At 60.5% G+C, this 24,044-nt stretch carries 17 protein-coding genes; 5 read left to right on the forward strand and 12 right to left on the reverse strand.

The genetic code is table 11. The features are described from left to right. Positions 1-163 precede the first annotated feature (163 nt). Entirely contained in the window at positions 164-1,507 is a 1,344-nt protein-coding gene (argA, locus tag ACJ8QF_RS15400) for an amino-acid N-acetyltransferase (RefSeq protein WP_154747479.1), read from the forward strand. 38 nt (positions 1,508-1,545) lie between these two features. On the opposite strand, the gene recD is transcribed toward argA, so the two are convergent. From recD to rppH, 12 genes are all read right to left on the reverse strand, one after another. Further along, positions 1,546-3,396: an exodeoxyribonuclease V subunit alpha gene (gene recD / locus ACJ8QF_RS15405; protein ID WP_442537666.1), complete on the reverse strand. Its 1,851-nt coding sequence runs from the start codon at positions 3,394-3,396 to the stop codon at positions 1,546-1,548. Then, positions 3,393-6,953, reverse strand: coding sequence for an exodeoxyribonuclease V subunit beta (gene recB / locus ACJ8QF_RS15410; RefSeq protein WP_442537667.1), 3,561 nt, complete (start codon positions 6,951-6,953; stop codon positions 3,393-3,395). The genes recD and recB overlap by 4 nt, the downstream gene beginning before the upstream one ends. Beyond that, positions 6,950-9,838 (reverse strand): pitrilysin, encoded by a 2,889-nt coding sequence (gene ptrA, locus ACJ8QF_RS15415; protein ID WP_154871792.1) that lies wholly within the window; start codon positions 9,836-9,838, stop codon positions 6,950-6,952. The genes recB and ptrA overlap by 4 nt, the downstream gene beginning before the upstream one ends. Before the next feature lie 232 nt (positions 9,839-10,070). Next, on the reverse strand, positions 10,071-13,442 hold the full coding sequence (gene recC / locus ACJ8QF_RS15420) for an exodeoxyribonuclease V subunit gamma (protein WP_197753863.1): 3,372 nt from the start codon (positions 13,440-13,442) through the stop codon (positions 10,071-10,073). Positions 13,443-13,473: 31 nt separating this feature from the next. Next, positions 13,474-13,830, reverse strand: coding sequence for a prepilin-type N-terminal cleavage/methylation domain-containing protein (locus tag ACJ8QF_RS15425; protein ID WP_033645649.1), 357 nt, complete (start codon positions 13,828-13,830; stop codon positions 13,474-13,476). After that, a complete protein-coding gene (locus ACJ8QF_RS15430) occupies positions 13,820-14,266 on the reverse strand; it encodes a YgdB family protein (RefSeq protein ID WP_004931866.1) in 447 nt (148 codons plus the stop codon). The genes ACJ8QF_RS15425 and ACJ8QF_RS15430 overlap by 11 nt, the downstream gene beginning before the upstream one ends. Then, entirely contained in the window at positions 14,263-14,841 is a 579-nt protein-coding gene (locus ACJ8QF_RS15435) for a prepilin peptidase-dependent protein (protein WP_049186878.1), read from the reverse strand. The genes ACJ8QF_RS15430 and ACJ8QF_RS15435 overlap by 4 nt, the downstream gene beginning before the upstream one ends. Continuing rightward, entirely contained in the window at positions 14,835-15,338 is a 504-nt protein-coding gene (locus ACJ8QF_RS15440; protein ID WP_004931862.1) for a prepilin peptidase-dependent protein, read from the reverse strand. The genes ACJ8QF_RS15435 and ACJ8QF_RS15440 overlap by 7 nt, the downstream gene beginning before the upstream one ends. A 174-nt stretch (positions 15,339-15,512) precedes the next feature. Next, positions 15,513-16,307 carry a thymidylate synthase gene (gene thyA, locus ACJ8QF_RS15445; protein WP_016929918.1) on the reverse strand — a complete coding sequence of 265 codons (795 nt, stop codon included), beginning with the start codon at positions 16,305-16,307 and terminating at the stop codon, positions 15,513-15,515. A gap of 7 nt (positions 16,308-16,314) precedes the next feature. After that, positions 16,315-17,187: a prolipoprotein diacylglyceryl transferase gene (gene lgt, locus ACJ8QF_RS15450; RefSeq protein WP_019455719.1), complete on the reverse strand. Its 873-nt coding sequence runs from the start codon at positions 17,185-17,187 to the stop codon at positions 16,315-16,317. Positions 17,188-17,408: 221 nt separating this feature from the next. Then, a complete protein-coding gene (gene ptsP, locus ACJ8QF_RS15455; RefSeq protein ID WP_004931852.1) occupies positions 17,409-19,655 on the reverse strand; it encodes a phosphoenolpyruvate--protein phosphotransferase in 2,247 nt (748 codons plus the stop codon). Between the two features lie 12 nt (positions 19,656-19,667). Continuing rightward, positions 19,668-20,195, reverse strand: coding sequence for an RNA pyrophosphohydrolase (gene rppH, locus ACJ8QF_RS15460; protein ID WP_004931849.1), 528 nt, complete (start codon positions 20,193-20,195; stop codon positions 19,668-19,670). A gap of 696 nt (positions 20,196-20,891) precedes the next feature. Here rppH and mutH point away from each other — a divergent pair. The 4 genes from mutH (at position 20,892) to ACJ8QF_RS15480 (ending at position 24,014) form a co-directional block, all read left to right on the forward strand. Continuing rightward, on the forward strand, positions 20,892-21,578 hold the full coding sequence (gene mutH, locus ACJ8QF_RS15465; RefSeq protein WP_033644848.1) for a DNA mismatch repair endonuclease MutH: 687 nt from the start codon (positions 20,892-20,894) through the stop codon (positions 21,576-21,578). 100 nt (positions 21,579-21,678) lie between these two features. After that, positions 21,679-22,395: a TerC family protein gene (locus ACJ8QF_RS15470; protein WP_004931845.1), complete on the forward strand. Its 717-nt coding sequence runs from the start codon at positions 21,679-21,681 to the stop codon at positions 22,393-22,395. A 154-nt stretch (positions 22,396-22,549) separates the two neighbouring features. Continuing rightward, positions 22,550-22,768, forward strand: coding sequence for a YgdI/YgdR family lipoprotein (locus ACJ8QF_RS15475; protein ID WP_004931843.1), 219 nt, complete (start codon positions 22,550-22,552; stop codon positions 22,766-22,768). A 205-nt stretch (positions 22,769-22,973) separates the two neighbouring features. After that, the gene (locus tag ACJ8QF_RS15480; RefSeq protein WP_049186872.1) at positions 22,974-24,014 is read left to right on the forward strand and encodes an NADP(H)-dependent aldo-keto reductase; all 1,041 of its coding nucleotides are present in this window, start codon (positions 22,974-22,976) and stop codon (positions 24,012-24,014) included. Positions 24,015-24,044 lie beyond the last annotated feature (30 nt).

Raw genomic sequence — 24,044 nt, forward strand, 5'->3', positions numbered from 1 at the left:
ATGCCGAAAACTTTAACCAATCATTCCAGCCCTGTCATCAGAAAATCTTTTTATGGTTTTTCAATTTATTAACGATTTAGCGCCCTTAGCGCACGCTTCATGACGATTTCCCACTTGCCATCGGCGCAATAAAAGAATAAAAATACAAAAATATCGTATAAATATGCAAAGAGGTTTGGCCGTGAAGGAACGTAGTACAGAGCTGGTGCAAGGATTCCGTCACTCAGTCCCCTATATCAATGCCCACCGCGGCAAGACGTTTGTCATCATGCTCGGCGGGGAAGCCATCGAACACGAGAATTTCTCCAACATCGTCAACGATATCGGGTTGCTGCATAGCCTGGGCATTCGCCTGGTGGTGGTTTACGGCGCGCGGCCGCAAATCGACGCCAATCTGGCGCAGCATAACTATGAGCCGATCTACCACAAACACACCCGCGTGACCGACGCCCATACGCTCGAACTGGTCAAGCAGGCCGCCGGCCTGCTGCAGCTCGACATCACCGCCCGGCTGTCGATGAGCCTCAACAACACGCCGCTGCAGGGCGCGCATATTAACGTGGTCAGCGGCAACTTCATCATCGCGCAGCCGCTGGGCGTTGATGACGGCATCGACTACTGCCACAGCGGCCGCATTCGCCGCATCGATGAAGACGCAATCCACCGTCAGCTCGACAGCAACGCCATCGTGCTGATCGGCCCGGTCGCGGTTTCGGTCACCGGCGAGAGCTTCAACCTGACCTCGGAAGAAGTGGCCACCCAGTTGGCGATCAAGCTGAAGGCGGAAAAAATGATCGGTTTCTGCTCCTCACAGGGCGTGACCGACGCGGAAGGCAACATCCTTTCCGAGCTGTTCCCCAACGACGCGCAGAAGCGCCTTGAAGAGCTGGAGGAAGGCGGTGACTACCATTCCGGCACCGTGCGCTTCCTGCGCGGCGCGGTGAAAGGCTGCCGCAGCGGCGTGCGCCGCAGCCACCTGATCAGCTACCAGGAAGACGGCGCGCTGGTGCAGGAACTGTTCTCGCGCGACGGCATCGGCACCCAAATCGTGATGGAGAGCGCCGAACAGGTGCGCCGGGCGACGATCAACGACATCGGCGGTATTCTGGAACTCATTCGGCCGCTCGAACAGCAGGGTATTCTGGTGCGCCGTTCGCGTGAACAGCTGGAGATGGAGATCGACAAATTCACCATTATCGAACGCGACAACCTGACCATCGCCTGCGCGGCGCTGTACCCGTTCCTGGAGGAAAAAATCGGTGAAATGGCCTGCGTGGCGGTGCATCCCGATTACCGCAGCTCTTCGCGCGGCGAAATGCTGCTGCAGCGGGTGGAAAATCAGGCGCGGCAGATGGGGTTGAAGAAGCTGTTCGTGCTGACCACCCGCAGCATCCACTGGTTCCAGGAGCGTGGCTTCACTCCGGCGGAGGTCGACGTGCTGCCGATGCAAAAGCAGGCGCTGTACAACTATCAGCGCCGTTCCAAAATCCTGCTGGCGGATCTGTAATCCCTGTGGGCGCGGCCCTTGCCGCGCCCCTTCAACGCTTATTCCGTTGCCTGCAGCCGTTCAGCCAATCCGCTGCGGCGCTGGGTCGGCATACGAATGGCCCGCAGCAGCACCGCCTCCGTGGCGTACAGCGAGAGCTGCTTACGCGCGCGAGTGATCGCGGTATAGACCAATTCACGCGTCAGCACCGGCAGGAAGTGATTCGGCAACACCAGCACCGTATGGTCAAACTCCGATCCCTGAGATTTGTGCACCGTCATGGCATAGGCGGTTTCATGCGCCGGCAAACGGCTCGGCTGCACCGACTTGATGCTGCCGTCCGGCAGTTGGAAATGCACGCGCAGCTCGCCGCGCTCATCCGGCAGCGTAATGCCGATATCCCCATTGAATAACCCCAGCGCGCTGTCGTTGCGGCCGATCATCACCGGCCGCCCCCGATACCAGCGGCCGAGCACGCCCGGTTTGCGGTCGATCAAGCCGGCTCGCTGCAGCCCGAGTTCAATACGTTCATTCAGGCCGGCAACGCCAAACGGCCCTTCACGCAGCGCGCACAGCACCTGGAAGCGGCTAAAGGCCGCCAGCACCGCCGCCGCATCCGCGCCTTCGGCAGTCAGCCGCAGATAGTCGCGATAGCCCGCCACGCAGGCATCCAGCAGCGCCTGATACTCTTCGCTCGTCGCCAGCGCATAGCCCGCGACATCGCCGAAACTGCCGCTTAAGGCTGCCAGCGCGCGCTCCCCCGCTCCGGCGTTGACCGCCAACGCCAGCTGACCGATACCGGACCGAGCGTCAAAACGGTAGCTCTTGCGCAGCAAACACAGGCTGTCGCGCACCGCCGCTTCCGCATCAGCCTGCCGCCCTGCGAGCGAACAGCCGGTCAGGCGGCTCAGCTCTGCGGCACGCGCATCGCTGTATCCCTGCTCGGCAAAACGGCAAATGTCCCCCAGTACCGCGCCGGCCTCCACCGAGGCCAGCTGATCGCGATCGCCGAGGAAAATCACCCGCGCCCGATCGGGCAGCGCGGCAATCAGGCACGCCATCATCGGCAGATCGACCATCGAGGCCTCATCCACCACCAGCACATCCAAATGCAGCCGGTTGCCGCGGTGATAGCGCATGCGTTGACTGTTCGGCTGCGCCCCCAACAGGCGGTGTAACGTCGCCGCCTCCGTCGGGAACAGCGCCTGCTGCGCCGGGGCCAGCGCCAGCTGACGGCTGGCGCTGCCTAGCGACTCCGTCAGGCGCGCCGCCGCCTTGCCGGTCGGCGCCGCCAGCTGAATGCGCAAGCGCGCGCTTTCATCCAACTGCACCAGCGCCGCCAACAGCTTGGCGACAGTGGTGGTTTTACCGGTGCCCGGCCCGCCGGATATGACCGCAATGCGCCGCGTGGCAGCCACCGCTGCGGCGATTTTCTGCCAGTCGGGCTCGTCGCTCGCCGCGCCGAACAAGCGATCGAGAATGGCACGCAGCTCCGCCTCCGGCACCGCCAGCGATTCGCCTTCACCGCCGATAAACGCCGCCACTTCGCCTTCGTTTTGCCACATGCGCTGCAGATATAAACGCGGCCCGCGCAGCACCAACGGCGTAGCGCCGCTGCCGTCTCCGACCGCCGCACTGGCCGCCAAACGCTGTTGCCAACGCGCGCTATCCGGTCGCCCGGCGGCTTCCCACATCGCCAGCGCCAGCGCCGGCTGGCGCCCTTCAAACAGGGTGTCCGCCTGCAGTTGATCCAGCATCAGGCAGACGTGACCGGCCCCTGCCTCTGCGCTCAGGCAGGCGGCGGCCAGCAAAATATCGGGCTCGTCTTCGTTCGCCACCACGCGGGCGAACTGCACGTCCAGCGGGCGCAACACGCCAAGCGCCACCGCCTGCTCCAGCAGTGCGATCATGATCCATCCTCCGTCGCCGCAGCCTCGCCGCTGAACAAGCGATCCATCCCCGCCACCAGCTCAAACTCGGGAAGACAGGTGAAAATACCGTTGCCCGGGTGCGCCGCATCCACGCCGCGCAGGAACAGATAAATCACCCCGCCGAAATGGCGCCGGTAATCGTAATCCGGCAGCCGATGACGCAGATAACGGTGCAGCGCCAGCGTATACAGCTGATATTGCAGATCGTAACGATGCTCCGCCATCGCCTGCTCCATCGCCGGCCGGGTATAGGCGCTGCTGTCTTCCCCCAACCAGTTGGACTTGTAGTCCAGCAGGTAGTATTTGCCCTGCCAACAGAACACCAGGTCGATAAAGCCTTTCAGCATGCCCTGCACCTGATGGAAATCCAGCGCCGGACAGCGGGCGGAAAGCGGATCGTAACGCTTCACCAGGGCATCGAGCTCCTTCGCCTGCAACAGCCGGTTGATCGGCAAATAGAACTGCAGCTCGGCCTGCTTGTGCTGCGGCGTTAGCGCCGCCAGCGTCACGCCGCTGTCGGCGAGCGGCGTGTTGAGCAATACCTGCATCCACGCCAGCAAAATCGGCTGCCAGTGTTCGGCAAATCCTTGCTGTTGCAGCTGTGCCAGCAACCACTGTTCATCCAACGGCTGGGTGAAGTCCAGCGTTTCGAACAGGCTGTGCAGGAAGGTGCCGGGCGTCGCGCCGCGCGGGAAGGTATGCGGTGTGAGCGCCGGCTCACTCTCCTCACTCCGCTCCCCCGCAGCGTCGACATCCAGACGCGGCAGCAGATCCTGCATCAGGCTCGCGCCGTGCTGTTGCAAACCGGTATAGCTGGTCACCCGCCAAAAATCCTGGATCCGCCGGGTAAAGCTTTTCGCCGCCAGCGCTTCGGCCAGTGCCGCCTGAGGGTGCCAGGGTTCCTCGTCCGGCGGTTCAACCAGCGACAGCGCGATGCCCCCGCCCGCCAATTGCTGCAGCCGCTCCTGCAGATACACGGCGTCGCCGGCCTGCCCGCCCTGCACCAGATAACCCAATGCGCTGCGGTGCAGATCGGTATCGCCCTGTTTCTTGCGCGTGCCCTGGAACAGCGGCGCGATGCCGATGCTGCAGTGGTACACCGAGCGGGTCAGCGCCACGTACAGCAGACGCAGATCTTCCGCCAAGCGCTCCTCCTCCGCCCAAGCCTGGCTCTCTTCATTGGCGTCGAGATCCAGCAACGCCTGGAAACTGTGGCGATCGTGATACAGCGCCTGTTGCTGCTGGCGGAAGTTGCCGACGAACGGCAGCCACACCAGATCGAACTCCAGCCCCTTGGACTTGTGGATCGTGATCACCTGCACCAGATGCCGGTCGCTCTCCAGCCGCAGCTGCTGATTGTCGGACTGGCGATTGGGCTGGGCGATCTGCTGCGCCAGCCAGCGCACCAGCGCATGCTCGCTGTCGAGCTGCGCCGCCGCCTCTTGCAACAGCTCCCCCAGATGCAGCACGTCGGTCAAGCGACGCTCGCCGCCGGCGCTGGCCAACAGGTTCTCCGCCAGCTGACGCGCTTTCATCAGCTCGCTCAGCATCGGCAACACGCCGCGGCGCAGCCAGAGCGTGCGGTAATTGTCGAATTCGTTAACCAGCGCGTCCCAGGCGCGCTCATCGCGGCTCAGGCCGTCCAGCGTCGGCGCGTCCAGCCCCATCAGCCCGGTGGCCATGGCGCTGCGCAGCGTACGCTCCTGCTCCGGCGCCAACACCGCCTGCAACAACCACAGCAGGTCTTTGGCCTCCGGGGTGTCAAACACGCTGTCGCGGTTGGACAGGTAGACCGACGGGATAGACAGCGCGCTCAGCGCATCGCGCACCAACGCCGCCTCATTGCGGCTGCGCACCAGCACCGTGATATCGGAGGCTTGTACCGGCCGTGACGCCTTGCCGCTCTGCAGCCGTGCCAGGCCCTGCTGCCCGGCGCTGAGCCAGTCGCGAATTTGCGTGGCGCACAGGCGCGCCATCAGCTGTTGGTAATCACTTACACCCACGCCTTCCCCCTGCTGCAGCCAGAACTGCATCGCCGGCTGCGGCGTGCCGTGCAATTCAAACGCCAGCCCTTGGTTCTTTTCCGCCGCATTAACCTCAATAAAGGGGATCTGGCCAAACAGGAAAGGCTTTTCTACCTGAGAAAACAGGTGATTGACGCTGGCGACCATCGACGGCGACGAACGCCAGTTGGTCTCCAGCGTATAGTGGGCGCTCACCTCTGAACGGGCACGCATGTAGGTAAAGATGTCGGCGCCGCGGAAGGCGTAAATCGCCTGCTTGGGATCGCCGATCAGCAGCAGGCCGCAATCGGGCCGGCCGACGTAAAGTTTTTGGAAAATACGGTATTGCTGCGGATCGGTATCTTGGAATTCATCGATCATCGCCACCGGATAGCGCTGGCGGATCGCCTGCGCCAGCTGTGCGCCGCCGCCGCTTTGCAGGGCGCCGTCCAAACGGCTGAGCAGGTCGTCAAACCCCAGCTCGGCGCGCTGGCGCTTTTCCTGCTGAATGGAGGTGCGGATCTCGCTGAGCGCGCGCGCCATGATCAGGTCGCGCAGCGTCAAGGGTTCATCGAACAGCTCATCTATCGCCGTGAACAGCGCATGACGCGGCGGCTCGCCCTTCTTGGTCTTCTCCAGCAGCACCGACTGGCGAAATTTATCCAGTTCCTTCGGCAGCTGGTAGTCCTGAGTCTCCTGCCCGCTCCATTCGCCGATCTTGTTCAGCCAGTTCGGCAGGTGTTTACTGCTGTAGCTGCGCTTATCGACGCCGGACTGGGCGATCAACGCCTCCAGATCGCCCGCCGCCGCCCGCCATTGCGCCTTGATGGCGTCGATGCGCGCGACGATCTGCTCGTGGCGCATCAGGACGGTTTCTTCGTCCTTCGGCGGCCGACGCAGCGCCGGCGCTTCACCGTGCAGATAGCCGGAGAGATCGGCCAGCAACGCTTCCGGGCCGCTCCACTCCTGGCTGACCGCACGCGCCACGCCCAGCGGCAACGGATAGCAGTGGCGACGCCAGAAATCGGCACAGGCCTGCCGCCGCAGCGGCAGCTCGTCCTGCACCAGCGTTTGTTCAAACAACATGCCGGACTCGAAGGCGTTGTGCGTCAGCATCCGTTGGCAAAAGCCGTGAATGGTGTAGATCGCCGCTTCGTCCATTTGCCGCTCCGCCGCCAGCAACTGTGAGGCGGCGTCGCTCAAATCGTCAATTTCTTCCATCAGCGCGATAAACAGCGGATTTTTGCATTCCGCGTCTTTACCGCGCACGCAGGCGATGCGCAGCCCGTGGATATTGTCGCGGATGCGCCCGCGCAGCTCCTCGGTGGCGGCCTCGGTAAAGGTCACCACCAGGATTTCTTCGACCGTCAGCGGGCGGGGAAACGCCGCGTCACCGCCCAACCCCAGCAGCAAGCGCAGATACAGCGCGCCAATGGTAAAAGTTTTGCCGGTGCCCGCCGACGCTTCTATCAGGCGTTCGCCGAACAGCGGCAACGACAGCGGCTCCAGCCTCTGCGGGGCAATTTCCGTCATGGTGTTGCCACTTTACGCGGCAAAATCTGCTGCAATGCAGACGCGTTCGGATAGGTGACCCAATCCTTAGGCGCCGCGTAATCCGCCTTGTCTTGCCCGCTGCCGCTAACCTGCGACAGCACCGCCAGCCCCTGTGGCTGGATCACCGCTTGGTGGAAATAATCCGCCAGTTTGGCCGGCGTCAGCTGTTGCACCTGCGCGATCAGTTTCTGACGAGTATCGAAGGTGAAGTTGCCGCGATCGAAATCGTTGGCGAACCGGCTGGCCTCTTCGCTCAGGGTTTGCGGCCGCTGCTTCAGCTCATTGATGAGCGCCTGTTTGTACTGTTCAAAGTCCGCCTCGCTCATGTCGCGCAGGCGTTTCTCGGTTTTCGGGTAGAAATCCTGATAGCGCTGGTACAGGTAGGCCGGCTGTTTGCTGTTGCTCTGCAACAGGAAGCCCACGCCCCACTGGCGGCCCACCGACATCGGGAAGGCGAAGACCGCGTACCCCAATTGCTCCTGCGTGCGCAGCTGGCTGTAAAACCACGGCTGAATAATCTGCCCCAGCAGCGAACTGTAGGCCATGCCGGTCACTTCGTCGTAGCCGGTCGGCACATACACCGCCGCCAGCGCCGAGTCAGTGCTGCTGCCCACCTGTTGCAGGTTGGCCAGATGCTCCTTGTCCACCACCACGTCTTCGCCGTGCCACCATTCGCTCCCGGTACAGCCCAGACGATGTTTCAGCGTCGACGCCAACGTGTCGACCTGCTGCTTGCTCATGTTGCCCACCACCAGCAGCTCCGGCGTGGCTTCGGCCAGCAGGCTGTCGCGATACGCCAGCACGTCTTTCAGCGTTAACGTCTTCAGCACTTCGCGGCGCTCGCTGCGTTCAGAATACGGCACGCGGGAAACCATCTGCACCGGCTGAATGGCCAGCTCAAACGCCTTGCCCTTCTCGGCGGCGTCCAGCTGCTCCAGATACCAGGACTTGGCCTGCGCCAACTGATCTTCCGTCGGCGTGAAGCTGGAATAGCCCTCGATCAGCGCCGTCAGCAACTGCGGCAAACGCTGGGTGAAACCGTTGGCGTTAAACATCAGACCGTTGTTCGGCGAGGTCGAGAAGCTCAGCCCACCGACCGATGCCTGATAGCTCAACTGATCCAACGCGAGGCCGGCCAGATAATCCGTCAGCGAGAACAGCACCTGATTGCGCGCGGAATCCATGGTTTTGGCGTTGCGGAAAGCGACGGTGACGTCGGCCTTCGGCTCGTCGGCGAAGTAACGACTCGGCATGTACAACACGCGCAGGCCGGGTTTATCCACCACCATTTCCGGTTTTTTGAACTCGTGCGATGGCTTGGTCAGGGTAAAGTCATCCGGAATGTACGGGTTGAGCGCCGGCAGCGACAGGGAAATGCCGCTCTCCAACTGCTGCCACTGCGTAAAGCGCTGCGGCGTGATTTTGTCGACCTGGTAAGGCGCGTTGACGAAATAGGCCGTCTTGTTGTGCGGTTCATCCGGGCTGACGAACCAGATGCGCGCGTTTTGCGGCGTCATGGCGTCCAGGCGTTCGGCGATCGCCTTTGGATCATAACGGTCGGCCAGATAAGGCGCGTCCAGCGCATGCTCAACCGGCACGCGCAGCATGGTGTCCACCAGCCATTCGATATAGTCCATGTCGCGCGTGATCGAGGGATAACGGAAGTCCAGGTTCAGAACATGCGAGATTTCATCGAAGTAGCTCTGCTTGATGCCCTCGCTGCGCAGCATTTTCAGGTAGTTGAAAATGGCGGCGACGACCTCATCGCGCTGGGCCAGGCCTTTGTCAGTGAGTGAAACGCTGATGGCGAAGACGCCGCCGTTGCGATCCACCATCGGATCGGCGCCGGCATTGATGGCGTCCGCCAACCCCTGCTTCTGCAGCCAGTCAGACAGGGTGTTTTTGCTGCGGTTGCCAATCAGGTAGCTGATGTAGGTATCGGTTTTGCTGCGAAACGCGGCGCTGTTGTTATCGATGCGGAATTCGACCTTCAGCTGCTTGCGCGGCTGCGCCGGCACATAGTGAATGATGATGCCCTGCTGTTCCGGCGTGACGGCCGGCACGGTGATCGGCGGCACGCTGGCGTCATGATTCGGCACGCGGCCAAAGGTTTTCGCCGCAATGCCAGCCAACTGCGGCAGCGACTGATTACCGTACAAAACGCCCATCATCAGATTGGCGGAATAGTAACGCTTATAGAAGCCGGTCAGTTCATCGTGCAACTTGCTGTCCGGCTTGTCTTTCAACGTATCGAGATTGCCGCCGGAGAAGCGCGCGCTCGGGTGCGCCGGGTTAAGGGTTTCCGCGCCGACCTGCGCCATGCGCATGCCGTCGCGCGAACGCGCCATCGTCAACTCGGCGTTCACCGCGTTGCGCTCGCGATCGGCATTGCCCGGATCCAGCAGCGGCTCGGCAATGGCGTCGGCCATGCGGTCAACCGCCGGCTCCAGCGCGTCATTTTCCACTTCCAGATAGAAGGCGGTGCGATAAGAGGCCGTGCTGGCGTTGTGGCTGCCGCCGTGCTTTTTCAGGAATTCGGACAGGTTTTCCGGCTCTGGATAGCGTTTGGAGCCCATCAGCACCATATGTTCCAGATAGTGTGCCAATCCCAGTTGGCTGTTCGGATCTTCGAGCGACCCAACCGGCAATGCCAGCGCCGCCAGCGATTTCGGCGCCTGGGCATCGGACACCAGCAACACCGTCATGCCGTTAGCCAACTTGATCGCTTCATACTGACGCGGATCGTGTTCGCTCTTGTTGATCTTCTCCGTCAGCGGTTGCCATCCTTGCGCGGCCCAACTCAACGGTGCCCAACACATAGCCAATAATACCAGCCCGGTGATACGGGCCAACTGTCTGCGCATATCCAAAATAAACCCCTATTCTGACGTCGCCACGCCCACTCCCTGACGTTGGCGACGTGCATCAAAACCACATAACCAAATCTGTACTCGCCGGGTTCTTCGCCAATGTGGCGGCCCGAAACACGGCGTGTATATGCCTGTACGTTATGTAAGACCGGGAATCACCCCAATGGTTGAATATAACCTTCGTTATTTTTACCACCTCCCGCCGTACAGCACCACCGGGGGATTGTTACCCCAGGTTATGTCGCGCCACCGGCAGCAGATAACGCTCTGTTTCGGCCAGTATTTGCGCTAAGTATTCATTATCCAATTGGCGGAATACTCGCTGCACGTAGGGATCTTCCCCTTCGCCGGGAATGCGCTGATCGCCCTGCCAGGCCTGCAACAATTTGGCGCGTGCCTTAATTTGCGCTTCTTCCTTCCAGTCGATTTGCTGCGTTTCCGGCAGATAACACTGGCTCAACCATGCCCAGCCGCTCTTGTTCAGCAACAACAGCGGCTGGCTCAGACCGCGCTGATAGCCCGTCAACAGCTCCGCCAACTGCGCCTGTGCCTCTTCAGGCGCCAGCGCGGCAAAGCGCCAGGCGGAGTTCTTGCGGCCGTAGATGCGGCTCTCGCCGGTGCCGCCGGCGCGGCAGTACACCAGGTGCTCCAGCCACAGTAATATGCCATCCACCGCCGACAGCGTAGCGGGCCGCCAGCGCAACAGGCCGTCATCCTGCACCTGATGCAGCCAGCCGCTGAGACGTACGCCGGCAATATCGATATCCAGCTCCAGGCTATGGCTCTCTGCGCGTTCCGCACGCACCTGCTCGGCCAGTTCGCTCATCTCTTCCTGCTGCTTTTGCCAATAGATCTCGCCGAAGGCGCCATAGGGCAAGCCGCCGGCGGCACGCACCCGCTGGAACAACCGTTCGGGATCGTCGCCGTCGATCAGGGTATTCAGCAGTTGGCTGTTGAACTGGTAGCGGCTGAGGTTATCCAGCGTGAAGGGCTCTTCGTCCGGCAGCTCAGTCTCTTCCAGGATAAAACTGACGCCCAGCCGCAATTGGAAAAACGCGCGAATCGGATGGCGGTAAAACCGCAGCAGCTCATCCAACGATATTTGCTGCAGCGCTTCGGCAGGCAGCGGCTGGTTGAACGCCGGATGCGCCGCACCACGACCATCGGCGGCGGGCAGCCACTCGGCGGCATAGCTTTGCGCCTCCGAGCCCGGCAAGAAATTCTCGGCGGCGAACGGCATGCGCGCATGCCACTTCAGCAAGTGCTCACCAACCCGCCGGGCGCTATCGTCTGCGCTGAGTTCCTCATCTCCCGGCAGGCAATAGCTTTGCTCCAGGTACTCAAGCAGCTCAGTGACCAGCACCGAAGGGTAGCGCGGGCTGTTGTCCTGAATGGAACGGCCGATGAAGCTGATATATAGCCGCTGCTGAGCGGACAAAATCGCTTCCAGGAACAGATAGCGGTCGTCATCGCGGCGGCTGCGGTCGCCGCGCTTGACCTGCTGCGCCATCAGATCAAAACCCAGCGGCGGCAACGTGCGCGGATACACGCCGTCGTTCATGCCCAGCAGGCACACCACCTTGAACGGAATGGAACGCATCGGCATCAGCGTACAGAAGTTGATTTGCCCGGCGAGGAAGCGCTGGCTGATGCGCTCCTGATCGAGGCGCGCCGCCAGATCGTCGCGCAGAATGGTCAACGGCACCTCATCGGGATAGCGCGCCGCCAGGCCAAAATTAATGGCCTGCTGCCACTGCTGTTCGATCAGCGCCAGCACCACTTCGGTGTCGCTGTCCGCTGCGAAGAAGGCATCCAGCAGTTGGCGGCACAGCGGCAGCCACGCCTCGAGCGGGCGCGCTTCGCTCAAGATTTGCCGCCAGTGGCTGAGCTGCGCCAGCAGGTCTGCCAGTTGCCCCGCCAGTTCGGCGACCAACCCGCTCGATTCGTCGTAAGGCAAAATGCCCTGCCAATCGCCGGCATTGCTGTCCATCGCATAGCCAAGCAGCATGCGCGTAATGCCGAAGCGCCAGGTATGTTGGCCGGTGGCGGGCAGATCCAGTTCGCGCACGTTATCATCGTCCAGGCCCCAGCGCACGCCGGATTCACCGACCCAATGACGCAGCAGGCGCAGCCCCTCTTCGCCAATGGCGAAACGGGCGGCCAGGGCCGGCACCTCCAGCAGCGCCAGTACCTGTTCCGAGGTAAAGCGGCTTTGCGGCAGATCGAGTAGTGAAATGAACGCCTGCAGCGCCGGATGCGCCTGGCGCGCTTTACGGTCGGAAATGGCAAACGGCAGGTAGCGCTCGGCGGGGGCATTGCCGAACACCGCCTGAATGTAAGGCGTGTAGCTGTCGATATCCGCCACCATCACGATGATGTCGCGCGGCGTCAACGACGGATCCTGCGCCAGCATGCTCAGCAACCGATCGTGCAAAACCTCCACTTCCCGCTGCGGGCTGTGACAGGCGTGCAGGCTGAGGGAGCGGTCGTTTTCATCAAGCGGACGTTTGCTGAAGCTGCTTTCCAGCGTTTCCGCGGTAATACCGATTACCGCATGGTCTTCCAGTTCCAGCATATCGCGCTGAACGGCGTGCAGCATGGTATCGGCCGGGATATCAACAAAGGCGTCGACCTCTTGCGCCCCTTCCATCTGCGACAGCAGGTAAAGGTGATCGCGCCCCAGCTTGCCCCAGGAGGCCAGCAGCGGGTTGCTGAGTTGCTGCTGCCCTTCGGCGTCAAACAGGCGCGCCGCGTCATCCGGCTCGCGGAACAGCCCTTGCTCGCGAGCCTGGTGGTAGTGACGACGCTTGCGGCTCTGCAAGCGGGCCAGAAAGGCGTAATCCTGAATATCACCCCAATAGTAGCGACAGGGGTTGGTGAACATCAGGTGGATGTCGATATGCCGCCCCAGCGCCTGCAGCGCTTCCAGATAGATCGGCGGCAATGCCGAGATGCCGCAGATAAACACCCGCGGCGGCAAACCGGGCGGGCATGTTTTTGCCTGCTCCAGCGCGTGGATAAAGCGGCTGTACAGATTGGCGCGGTGCCATTCCGGCTGCCCCAGTTCGCGCGTGTATTCCACCAGTCGCGCCCAGAGCGGCGCCTGCCATTGCTGAGCCTCCGCCAGACCGTCGATGCGCTCGCCGCGCTGCCAGCTCTCCAGCCACTGCGGGCGATAAACCAAATATTGGTCGAACAGGTCGGCGACCCGGCCGGCCAACTGGTGGATTTTGCGCTTGTCGCCGTCATCGGTCAGATAGTGCTGCAGTGGCGCAAACGCCGGCTGAGTCAACATCTCCGGCAACAACCACATCAGTTTCCAGGTCATGGCATCCTTGCTGAAGGCGCTCTCTTTCGGAATATCCGGCAACACCCGGGTGAACATGTCCCAAATGAAGGTCGCCGGCAGCGGAAACGCGACATTGGCTGCGATACCGAACTGTTCCGCCAGCTGCATCTGCAGCCATTGCGCCATACCGGGGCTTTGCACCAGCACCACCTCCTGTTGAAAAGGATCGGTCAACGGATCTCTGGCTATCAGCGCGCTGGTCAGCGTTTTCAACAAATCCAGCTGATTGGAATGATAAACCGTGAACATGAAGACTCCTTTAAAACAAAAGACATACGGCTCAAAAACGGGCGCAATACCAGCGGCTCAGCGTTGCCCACTGCCGCTGCGGCGTTTGGATCCTGACCGCCAATCGGCGGCAATCACTCCCCGCATCGTCAAGTGCCGTCTCGCGCCGCCACCCTTCCGGCAGCGGTTCAGCCTCGAGCCGGCCGGTGACGGCAAACGCCTCCAACTGCTGATGCGCCAGCCCCCAGGCTTGCCGGTAGTGCCACTGGCGCTGGAACGACTGCAACAGCACCTGATGATACTGTAACAAGCCAAGCAGCGACACCGAGAACAGCAAGGCCGCCACCAACACTTCCGGCAGGCTAAAGCCGTTGCGGGATATCCGCGCTGCCCGAGCGTTAGCCGTCACAGTCGGCCAACCTTTTCTCGGGGCAAAAATCCAGCCGACCGCCCGGCTGTGCTTGCAACTTGCCAGCAGCCTCCGCGCCGTCAAAGGTGCCCCATTGATACAGCCATACCGGTTCACCGCCGCGCATCTCACCAAGGCCGCGTATCGTCACCATGCCCGCTCTGGCTGACAGCCGAGCGCAAGCCGTCAGTTCCACGCGCTGCCTGCATAACCAGGCCGCTGCACTCAGCTCGGCGCGCGGCCAACGCTGGCTCATGCCCCAACTCAGCGCCGAAGCGGCCTGATTGTAAGCCTGAAGGTAACGCTGCTGATCGGCGGCCAGTAACAGCGCGTTATCCAATTGCCGATGCTGAGCATTGAGCAACATCAGCCCCAGCGCCAACAGCAACATCACCGCCGCCAGGGTGCTACCGCCTCGCTGGGTTCGCCGGTTCATGGCAGCGCCGCCATTTCGACGCTCCCGCTCAGACTACGCCTGATACGCGTATCGCTGGCGGAGCGCCCCGTCAGCGTCAGGCGAGCCAACGCCGCGCCGTGATCGCCCCGCTCTATCGCCACATGAAACCGCTCAATGCGCACTTCGTCCTGATCGAGTAGCCGCTCCCAGCCGCCGCCATCGCATTGGCTCACGCCGCGCTGCCCTTCCAGGCCGCCATTGCGTAGCCGATAACCGAAATAGCCCGCATCCTCACCCGAAGTGAGCCATTGCCCGCTGCGAGCAATGTCGTAGGCAACGATAACGCAGCTGCCAGCCACTTCTCCCGATGCCTGGCCTATCAGCAGCGGCCGGCCAGCGCACTTTCCGGCGCAAAAACCGGCGCGGCGCAGATCTTTCTCAATGCCGAACGCCAGCTGTCGCAGCGTTGACTCCAGCCGAAAGTGCTGACCGACGGCCACGTTCTGTTGGCGTAACAGCGGGTAAGTTTTTGTCGCGCCGAGCACGATGACGCTGCCGAAGAGCAACGCCAACATCACTTCCGGCAAGGTAAAACCGCGTGCTAAATTCAACATAGCGCAATGCCCCTGACCCACTGCCCTTCGCTGCACAAACGCAGCCGCCCACGGCCGGACAGCACCAGCCGCAGGCTGCCTGCGTCGTTGCTGAGAAGGATGTGCCCCGCCTGCGCAGTATTGCGCAAACCATAAAACCCAATCTCTTTGCCGGAGTAGCCGCTCAGCGCAACGTCACGATAAGGCGGCAAGAAAACGGAGCCTTCGGCGGAAGCGCAGTCCGTCGGTGGCACACCGCCGCCCAGGCACCAGGGCGTGCCATTCTTGAACCACAGCAGCGTCGTGCGGTTACGCCAGTTGGCGTCCGCCTGTAATCGCAGCAAAAACGCCAGCAGCTGTTGGGCCGTGTGTTCCAGCCGCAGCGCTTGCTGATGATAGCGCCATTGCCCGACGCCCCAGCCGGTGAGCATGCCGGCGATCAGGATCGCCGCTAATAGCTCAATTAGCGTCATGCCCCGTTGGCGATCATCGATGTTCGAGAGAGTATTGTCGTTCATGCCGCCAGTGTAAGGGCCGTAACAACGCGGTAAAGCCACATGCGCAAGCGCTGCGGCAAGCTGCGCAATGTTTTCTCTACGACGGCAGACCGCGACAAAAAAATGCGGCGCGGTACGCAATGCGGATAAAAAAAGGGGCGCAATCGCTGCGCCCCTGGTGTGATGCGGTTAAGGTCAGATCGCGACCGGCGCCTTGATGGCCGGATGCGGATCGTAACCTTCGATCTCGAAGTCTTCGAAACGGTAATCGAACAGTGAAGCCGGTTTGCGTTTGATCACCAGTTTCGGCAACGGACGCGGTTCACGCGTCAGTTGCAGCTGAGTCTGTTCCATGTGGTTGCTGTACAGGTGGGTATCGCCGCCGGTCCAGACGAAATCGCCCACTTCCAGATCGCACTGCTGCGCCATCATATGCACCAACAGCGCGTAGCTGGCGATGTTGAACGGCAGGCCGAGGAAGACGTCGCAGGAACGCTGGTACAGCTGGCAAGAGAGCTTGCCATCCGCCACGTAGAACTGGAAGAACGCGTGGCACGGCGCCAACGCCATCTGATCCAGCTCGCCGACGTTCCAGGCGGAAACGATGATGCGACGCGAATCCGGATCTTGCTTCAGCTGTTGGAGCACGTTGCTCAGCTGATCGATCTGACGGCCGTCCGCTGCGCCCCAGGCGCGCCACTGTTTGCCGTACACCGGGCCGAGATCGCCGTTTTCATCGGCCCACTCGTCCCAAATGGTGACCTTGTTGTCACGCAGGTAGGCGATGTTGGTATCGCCGTTCAGGAACCATAACAGCTCATGAATGATCGAACGCAGATGACATTTCTTGGTGGTCACCAACGGGAAACCTTCCTGCAAGTTGAAACGCATCTGGTGGCCGAAAATCGACAATGTGCCAGTGCCGGTACGGTCGGCTTTAGGGGTGCCCTCGGCGAGCACCTTGTTCATCAAATCCAGATACTGTTTCATTTGTCCCTCACGACACTTGTTGCTGTGGGCGACGACGGTACGCCCAAATCATCATAATAACACCGGCCACCACCATTGGGATGGACAGGATCTGCCCCATGCTGATCACGCCGTCGAACAGGCCGAGCTGAGCATCCGGCTGGCGGAACGCTTCGACGATGATGCGGAATGCGCCATACCCGATCAGGAACAGGCCTGATACGGCGCCCATCGGCCGCGGCTTGCGGATGAACAGGTTCAGAATGATAAACAGCACTACGCCTTCCAGCAGCAGCTCATACAGTTGCGACGGATGGCGCGGCAGCACGCCGTACTGATTCAGCAGCGGCAGCAGGGAAGGATCGGCGGCGGCGAGAGCCACGTCTTCGCTGCGCGAACTTGGGAACAACATCGCCCAAGGGGTGTCGGTAGTCACGCGGCCCCATAGCTCGCCGTTGATAAAGTTGCCGAGGCGGCCGGCGCCCAGGCCGAATGGGATCAATGGCGCGATAAAATCGGAAACCTGGAAGAAGGTGCGCTTGGTGCGGCGAGCGAACCAGAACATCACCAGAATCACCCCCATCAAACCGCCGTGGAATGACATGCCGCCATCCCAGACCTTGAACAGATAGAGCGGGTTATCCAGGAACAGCGGCAGGTTGTAGAACAGCACATAGCCTACGCGGCCGCCGACGAATACGCCCAGGAAGCCGGCGTAGAGCAGGTTTTCCACTTCGTCTTTGGTCCAGCCGCTGCCCGGCTTGTTGGCGCGACGCACCGCCAGCCACATGGCAAAAACGAAACCGACCAGGTACATCAGGCCGTACCAATGCAGAGAAACCGGGCCAATGGAGAAAATGACCGGATCAAATTTAGGAAACGCCAGATAGCTATTGCTCATCTATCACCACAACATGTCTGTTATTTTTCCCCATGCGGGGGCGGCAGGTGCCAAGCGGCGGCGGAGATTATCCCGCGCCTTGCAAGCGGCAGCATTGCCGCTGCGATCTGCAAGACGACGAACATGCGCCGCGCTGAGGTTGCGCATCATAACATAGGCTTAGCGCGGTCCGGTCCGGCAGGGCGGGAAAAGTTCTGTAAAAAAATCACACCGCGCGGCGGTTATCGGCCCCCGCGGATCAGCCCGCCCATGCCTCGCCGCTCCATAAACGCCGCCACCAGATGGCGCACTTCGGTGGTCATCTGGGTGTTCAACACCCGGTGAGCCAGCATTTCGGCGTCGGCCAGGTCGATATGTCGCAGCAGGTATTTGATGCGCGCCACGCTGCGGCCATTCATGCTCAGATTGCGATAGCCCATGCCCACCAACAACAGCGCGCCCATGGGATCGCCGGCCAACTCACCGCAGAGGCTAAGCTGCAGCCCGGCCGCTTTCCCCTGCTCGGCGATCAATTTCAGCACCTGCAACATCGCGGGATGCAAACTGTCATACAGCGCGGCGACCCGAGTGTTGTTGCGATCCACCGCCAGCAGGTACTGGGTCAAGTCGTTGGTGCCGACCGAGATGAAATCAACGCGCCCGGCCAAATGCGGGATCAGGAAAATCATCGATGGCACTTCCAGCATCACGCCGATTTTCGGTTTCGGGATCGCGTAGCCGAGCACCTCTTCCACCTCGCGCCCGGCTCGGTCAATCAGGCGTTTAGCTTCGTCGACCTCTTCAAGGCTGGTGATCATCGGCAGCAAAATACCCAGGTTGCCGGTGCCGGCATTGGCGCGCAGCATGGCGCGCACCTGAATCAAAAAGATCTCCGGCTGATCCAGAGTGATGCGGATGCCGCGCCACCCCAGGCAAGGGTTTTCTTCGCTGATCGGCATATAGGGCAGTTGCTTGTCGGCGCCGATATCCAGGGTGCGCAGCGTAACCGGCTTACTCGGATAGAGCTGCAGCATGCCTTGATACTGCGCGACCTGTTCTTCTTCGGAGGGGAAACCGCTTTGCAACATGAACGGGATTTCGGTGCGGTACAACCCCACGCCATCCACTCGGCCGCCCAACAGCTGTTCATGTTCCGGGCTGAGGCCGGCGTTCAGCATCACCTGGATACGCTCACCGCTTTTCAACTGCGCCGGCTGCTCGACGTCGTCTTCCGCCAGCTTGCTCAACTCCAGCTCTTCGCTGATCAGCCGTTGATATTCCTGCACCAACACCGGCTCAGGATCGACCAGCAGTTCACCGCGATAACCGTCGACGATCAGCAACCGCTGGCTGAGCAGAGAAGGCTGGATGTCGGCGCCCATCACCGTCGGCACGCCCATCGCACGCACCAAAATCGCCGCATGCGAGTTGGCGGCGCCGTCGCGCACCACCACGCCGACCAGGCGATCCTGCGGCACTTCGGCCAGCAATGTCGCGGTCAGCTCATCTGCCACCAGCACAAAACGCGCCGGCCACTGGGTGGCGCCCTGGGTGGTGTCGTCGAGGTGGAACAGCAGGCGTTGGCCCAGCGCGCGCAGGTCGCTGCCGCGCTCGCGCATATAGGTGTCCTGCAGTTTGGCGAACTGTTCGGCAAAGGCTTCTATCACCTGCTTCACCGCCCACTCCGCCACCGAACCGTTGTCGATTTCGGCGAACAGTTCGCGCTTGAGGCGAGCGTCGTTTAACAGGTGAGAATAAAGATCGAAGATCGCCGCGCTCTCTTTTTGCGAGCTGGCGGCAAAACGCTTGCTGAAACGGCGAAACTCCGCGCCGGCCTCTTCCAGCGCCAGCGTCAGGCGCTCGCGCTCGCTGGCGGTGTCCAGCGTCGACGCGCGGTAAACCTGATCGAGCGAAGGCTGGCTGCTGTCCTGCCACCCTTCCGCCACCGCCACGCCGGGCGAGGCCGCCAGCGCGCGCACGCGCGTTTGGCGATACTGACCGAAAATGGCGTTGAGCTGCGACTGTGACAGGATCCCGGCCATCTGCGTGGCCAGGGTGACCATGAAAGACTCTTCGCTTTCATCGAACTGGCGCAGCTCGCGCTGCTGCACCACCAGCACCCCCAGCAGTTGGCGCCGATGAATGATCGGCACCCCGAGGAAGGATCGGAAACGATCCTCTTTCACCTGCGGAACGTATTTAAAACTGGGGTGGCTTTGGGCATCGGCCAGGTTGATAGGCTCGGCTCGGCGGCCGACCAACCCGACGACGCCCTCGTCAAACGCCAATGCGATAGTGCGCCCACGCGGCTTTTTCAGCCCGCGCGTGGCCATCAGGTAGTAACAGCGGCGATCGTTGTCCGCCAGGTAGATGGAACACACTTCGGTGTCCATCGCCAGACAGGTTTCATTGACCAGCAGATCCAGCGCATCCGTCAGACTGGCCGCCGCGGCCACCTTCTCTACAATTTCTCGCAAGCGCGTGAGCATAGTCGGCTTAACTTAACCTCTCTTTCGGCGATAAGCGGGGGCCTGCCGCGGCGCCGCCTGCTCTTGCATCGGCATCACGGTCACGGCGAATTCTTTCATCACCCGGCGGTAGACGTCGCGTTTGAACGACACCACCTGGCGCACCGGATACCAGAAGCTCACCCAGCGCCAACCGTCGAACTCCGGCGTGCTGCTGCGCTGCATATTGATATCAGCGTCATTGCACAGTAGCTGCAACAAAAACCATTTTTGCTTTTGGCCGATACAAACCGGCTTTGTGTCCCAACGCACCAAACGTTTCGGCAATTTATAGCGCAACCAGTTGCGGGTCGAAGCCAGGATGCGCACATCCTTTTTACTCAGCCCCACTTCTTCGAACAGCTCACGGTACATCGCCTGCTCCGCAGTTTCGCCAGGGTTAATCCCACCTTGGGGAAACTGCCAGGAGTGCTGACCGTAACGGCGGGCCCATAGGACCTGCCCCTGACGATTACAGATTACGATACCAACATTCGGGCGGTAGCCATCATCATCGATCACCGGACTACCTCGATAAGCTTAAATTCGCATAGATGTCCTGATTGTTTCACACAAGCTACAGGCGGTAAACCACTGCTTTACGGCGCTGCGGGCCGGATAACATTGGGATAACTCACAGATATAGGCAAAGTTATAAACATACCCCAGCCTTTCAGACCGGTTTTATTCACTTTTTCTGTGGATAGGTGTGTGCAGAACTCGAGGGATAAGCCGGTAAAACTCTCGTCCCCTAAAATCCCCCCTCATACCTAAAAACAAATATTAAACTTAAAAACATATAGTTAACCAATATCTCACAGTGATGCACAGGGCAAAAATGTGATCTATGCACGGTAAGGATCTTACCCTGGCGAAAGATCCACCAACGCCGTTTTTATCCACAGATTATCCGGGCAAGTTACGCACAAAACGGACAAATTCGTAAAAATCCGCCTGAGTCAAGGCTGTAAATTGAACCAGTGATCGGTAAAAATTTGGGTTATCCCATAAATCTGTGGATAAATAGGTGTAAGATCCTGTTTATTGTCGGTGGCTTCAGGTGAACAAGCCCCGCAAGTGCATTGTCGCCCGCGCAAGGAAAGAAAAAAAGTCATGTAAAATCATGCTACTATTATTCTTTTCCCCAGGCGATAGCGGTTATTGCTCGCCGTGTATAATTGCAGTACGTTTTTCAACCAAATTCGACAGGCTTGATTTATGGCATTTTTATCCCCTCTGCCGCCCCCGCCGGAAAATGAACGGCAGCTGTTCGAGCGCGCTCAGGCGCTGGCCGGCTTCAGTTTTGGCGAACTGGCCGCCCGCGCGCAGTTGCCGATCCCCAAGGATCTGAAACGCGACAAAGGCTGGGTGGGCATGCTGCTGGAGCTGTACCTCGGTGCCATGGCCGGCAGTAAACCGGAACAGGATTTTCCTGAGCTGGGCATTGAGCTGAAAACCATTCCTGTCGACGCCGCCGGCAAACCGCTGGAGACCACTTTCGTCTGCGTCGCCCCGCTCACCGGCAACAGCGGCGTCACTTGGGCCAGCAGCCACGTTCGCCACAAGCTGGCGCGCGTGTTGTGGATACCGGTAGAGGGCGAACGGCAAATCCCTCTGGCGCAGCGCCGCGTCGGTTCGCCGCTGCTATGGAGCCCGAGCGCTGCAGAAGAAGAGATGCTGCGCCGCGATTGGGAAGAGCTGATGGATCTGATTGTGCTCGGTCACGTAGAACGCATCACCGCACGCCACGGCGAAGTGCTGCAACTGCGCCCCAAAGCGGCCAACAACAAGGCGCTCACCGAAGCCATCGGCGAACAGGGGCAACCTATCATGACGCTGCCGCGCGGTTTCTATCTGAAAAAGGGTTTTACCGGCGCGCTGCTGGCAAGACATTTCTCAATCTAAGCGATTTCGTTTAACTCTGGTTTAGCTAGCCCTGTCAGCGCCACGATAAACGCGTATAATTCACCCTTTGCATTTATTAAGTATTAAGGTGTGTCGGGCAATGTTCGAATGGATTATGGATCCCAATGCCTGGTTAGCGTTAGGTACGCTAACCATTCTTGAGATCGTACTGGGTATTGATAACATCATTTTTCTGTCGCTGGTGGTGGCGAAGCTGCCCAAAGCGCAACAGAACAAAGCTCGCCGAATGGGCTTGGCCGCCGCCATGCTGATGCGCCTGGCGCTGCTGGCCTCCATCGCCTGGGTGATCCGCTTGACGCACCCGCTGTTCACCGTGCTGGATCACGCCATTTCCGCCCGCGATCTGATCCTGCTGCTGGGGGGACTGTTCCTGATCTGGAAAGCCAGCAAAGAGATCCACGAAACCATCGAAGGGTCGGAAGAAGAGCACCACACCAAGGTGCACAGCTTCTTCGGCGCGATCGTACAGATCATGCTGTTGGATATCATCTTCAGTCTGGATTCGGTGATTACCGCCGTGGGCCTTTCCGACCATCTGTTCATCATGATGGCGGCGGTGGTGATTGCCGTCGGCGTGATGATGTTCGCCGCCCGGCCGATCGGCGAGTTCGTCAACCGCCATCCGTCGGTAAAAATGCTGGCGCTGGCGTTCCTGATCCTGGTGGGCTTCACGCTGATGCTGGAAAGCTTCCAGGTGCACGTGCCGAAAGGCTACATCTACTTCGCCATGTTCTTCTCCATGTCGGTAGAAGCGCTCAATCTGATGCGCAGCAAGAAAAACCGTTCGCCGGAATAACCCTGCGCGGAGGCCGCCATCGGCGGCTTCCGCCGTTTCGTTGCCCCCTCATTTCAGTTTTTCTTATCAGATAAAGACTTATCTGAGACGCCCCCGGCCAAGAGTTTGCTAATCTTGAAAGAACATTGTTTTTGCATAATCGAGGATCCGCAGGATGAAAAAGTGGGTAATGGCAGTGTCTGCGCTGGTGATGGCGGCCGGTTTGGCGGGATGTTCCAGCGACTACGTCATGGCGACCAAAGACGGCAACATGATCCTGACGCAAGGCAAACCAGAGATCGACGAAGACACCGGACTCATCAGTTATAAAGACGAGAAAGGCAACCACCGCCAGATCAACGGCGATCAGGTTTCCCAGGTTATCGAACGCTAATCACCGCTCGCCGGCTATCGTCCGTTCAAGCGCGGTAGCCCTCATTCGTCTCCGCACTGAATCCACTTCCCCCATCTTCACCGCTTGGTTATAGTCAGGAAAGGCGACATCGCCGCCCGACGGACTTTGCGCCGTCTTCTGAATTGGGCTCCTGTTTCACCGGGCCGCGCGGCCCGTCAGCGCTAACAAGAAAGGAAGGCCGTTAATGCAATACCACCGTATTCCCCACAGTTCTTTAGAAGTGAGCGTGCTGGGACTGGGCACCATGACCTTTGGCGAACAGAACAGCGAAGCCGACGCCCATGCGCAACTGGACTATGCATTGGCCGCAGGCGTGAACCTGATAGACACCGCCGAACTGTACCCGGTGCCGCCTCGCCCGGAAACCCAGGGCCTGACCGAGAGCTATATCGGCAGTTGGATCAAGGCGCGCGGTAATCGCGAAAAAATCGTCCTGGCCAGCAAAGTTTCGGGCCCGGTGCGCGGCACCGACAGCAGCATCCGCCCGCAGCAGGCGCTCGATCGCAAAAACATCCGCACCGCGCTGGACGCCAGCCTCAAACGGCTGAACACCGATTATCTCGATCTTTATCAATTGCACTGGCCGCAGCGCGCCACCAACTGCTTTGGCAAACTCAACTATCAATACACCGACGACAAAGCTACGGTCACGCTGTTGGAAACGCTGGAGGCGCTGACCGAGCAGGTGCGCGCCGGCAAGATCCGCTATATCGGGGTTTCCAATGAAACGCCCTGGGGCGTGATGCGCTACCTGCAGCTGGCGGAGAAACATGAGCTGCCACGCATCGTGTCGATTCAAAACCCGTACAGCCTGCTGAACCGCAGCTTTGAGATTGGCCTGGCCGAGATCAGCCAGCACGAAGGGGTGGAACTGCTGGCCTATTCCAGCCTGGCGTTCGGCACCCTGAGCGGTAAATACCTCAACGGCGCAAAACCGGCCGGCGCGCGCAATACGCTGTTCACCCGCTTCAACCGTTATTCAGGGCAGCAAACCCAGTTGGCGATCGCCGAATACGTGGCGCTGGCCAAAAAACACGGGCTGGATCCTTCGCAGATGGCCTTGGCCTTCGTGCGTCAGCAGCCGTTCGTCGCCAGCACTCTGCTGGGCGCCACCTCGGTGGATCAGTTGAAAATCAACCTCGACAGCCTCGACGTGATTCTGGATGAGGACGTGCTGCAGGCGCTCGAAGAAATCCACACCCGGTTTACCATTCCGGCGCCTTAATCCCCCTGAGGGCGCAGCCAGGCTGCGCCC

Origin of the sequence: Serratia sp. CY81684 (genome assembly GCF_052166595.1) — a bacterium.
GTDB classification, from domain to species: Bacteria; Pseudomonadota; Gammaproteobacteria; order Enterobacterales; family Enterobacteriaceae; genus Serratia; species Serratia nematodiphila.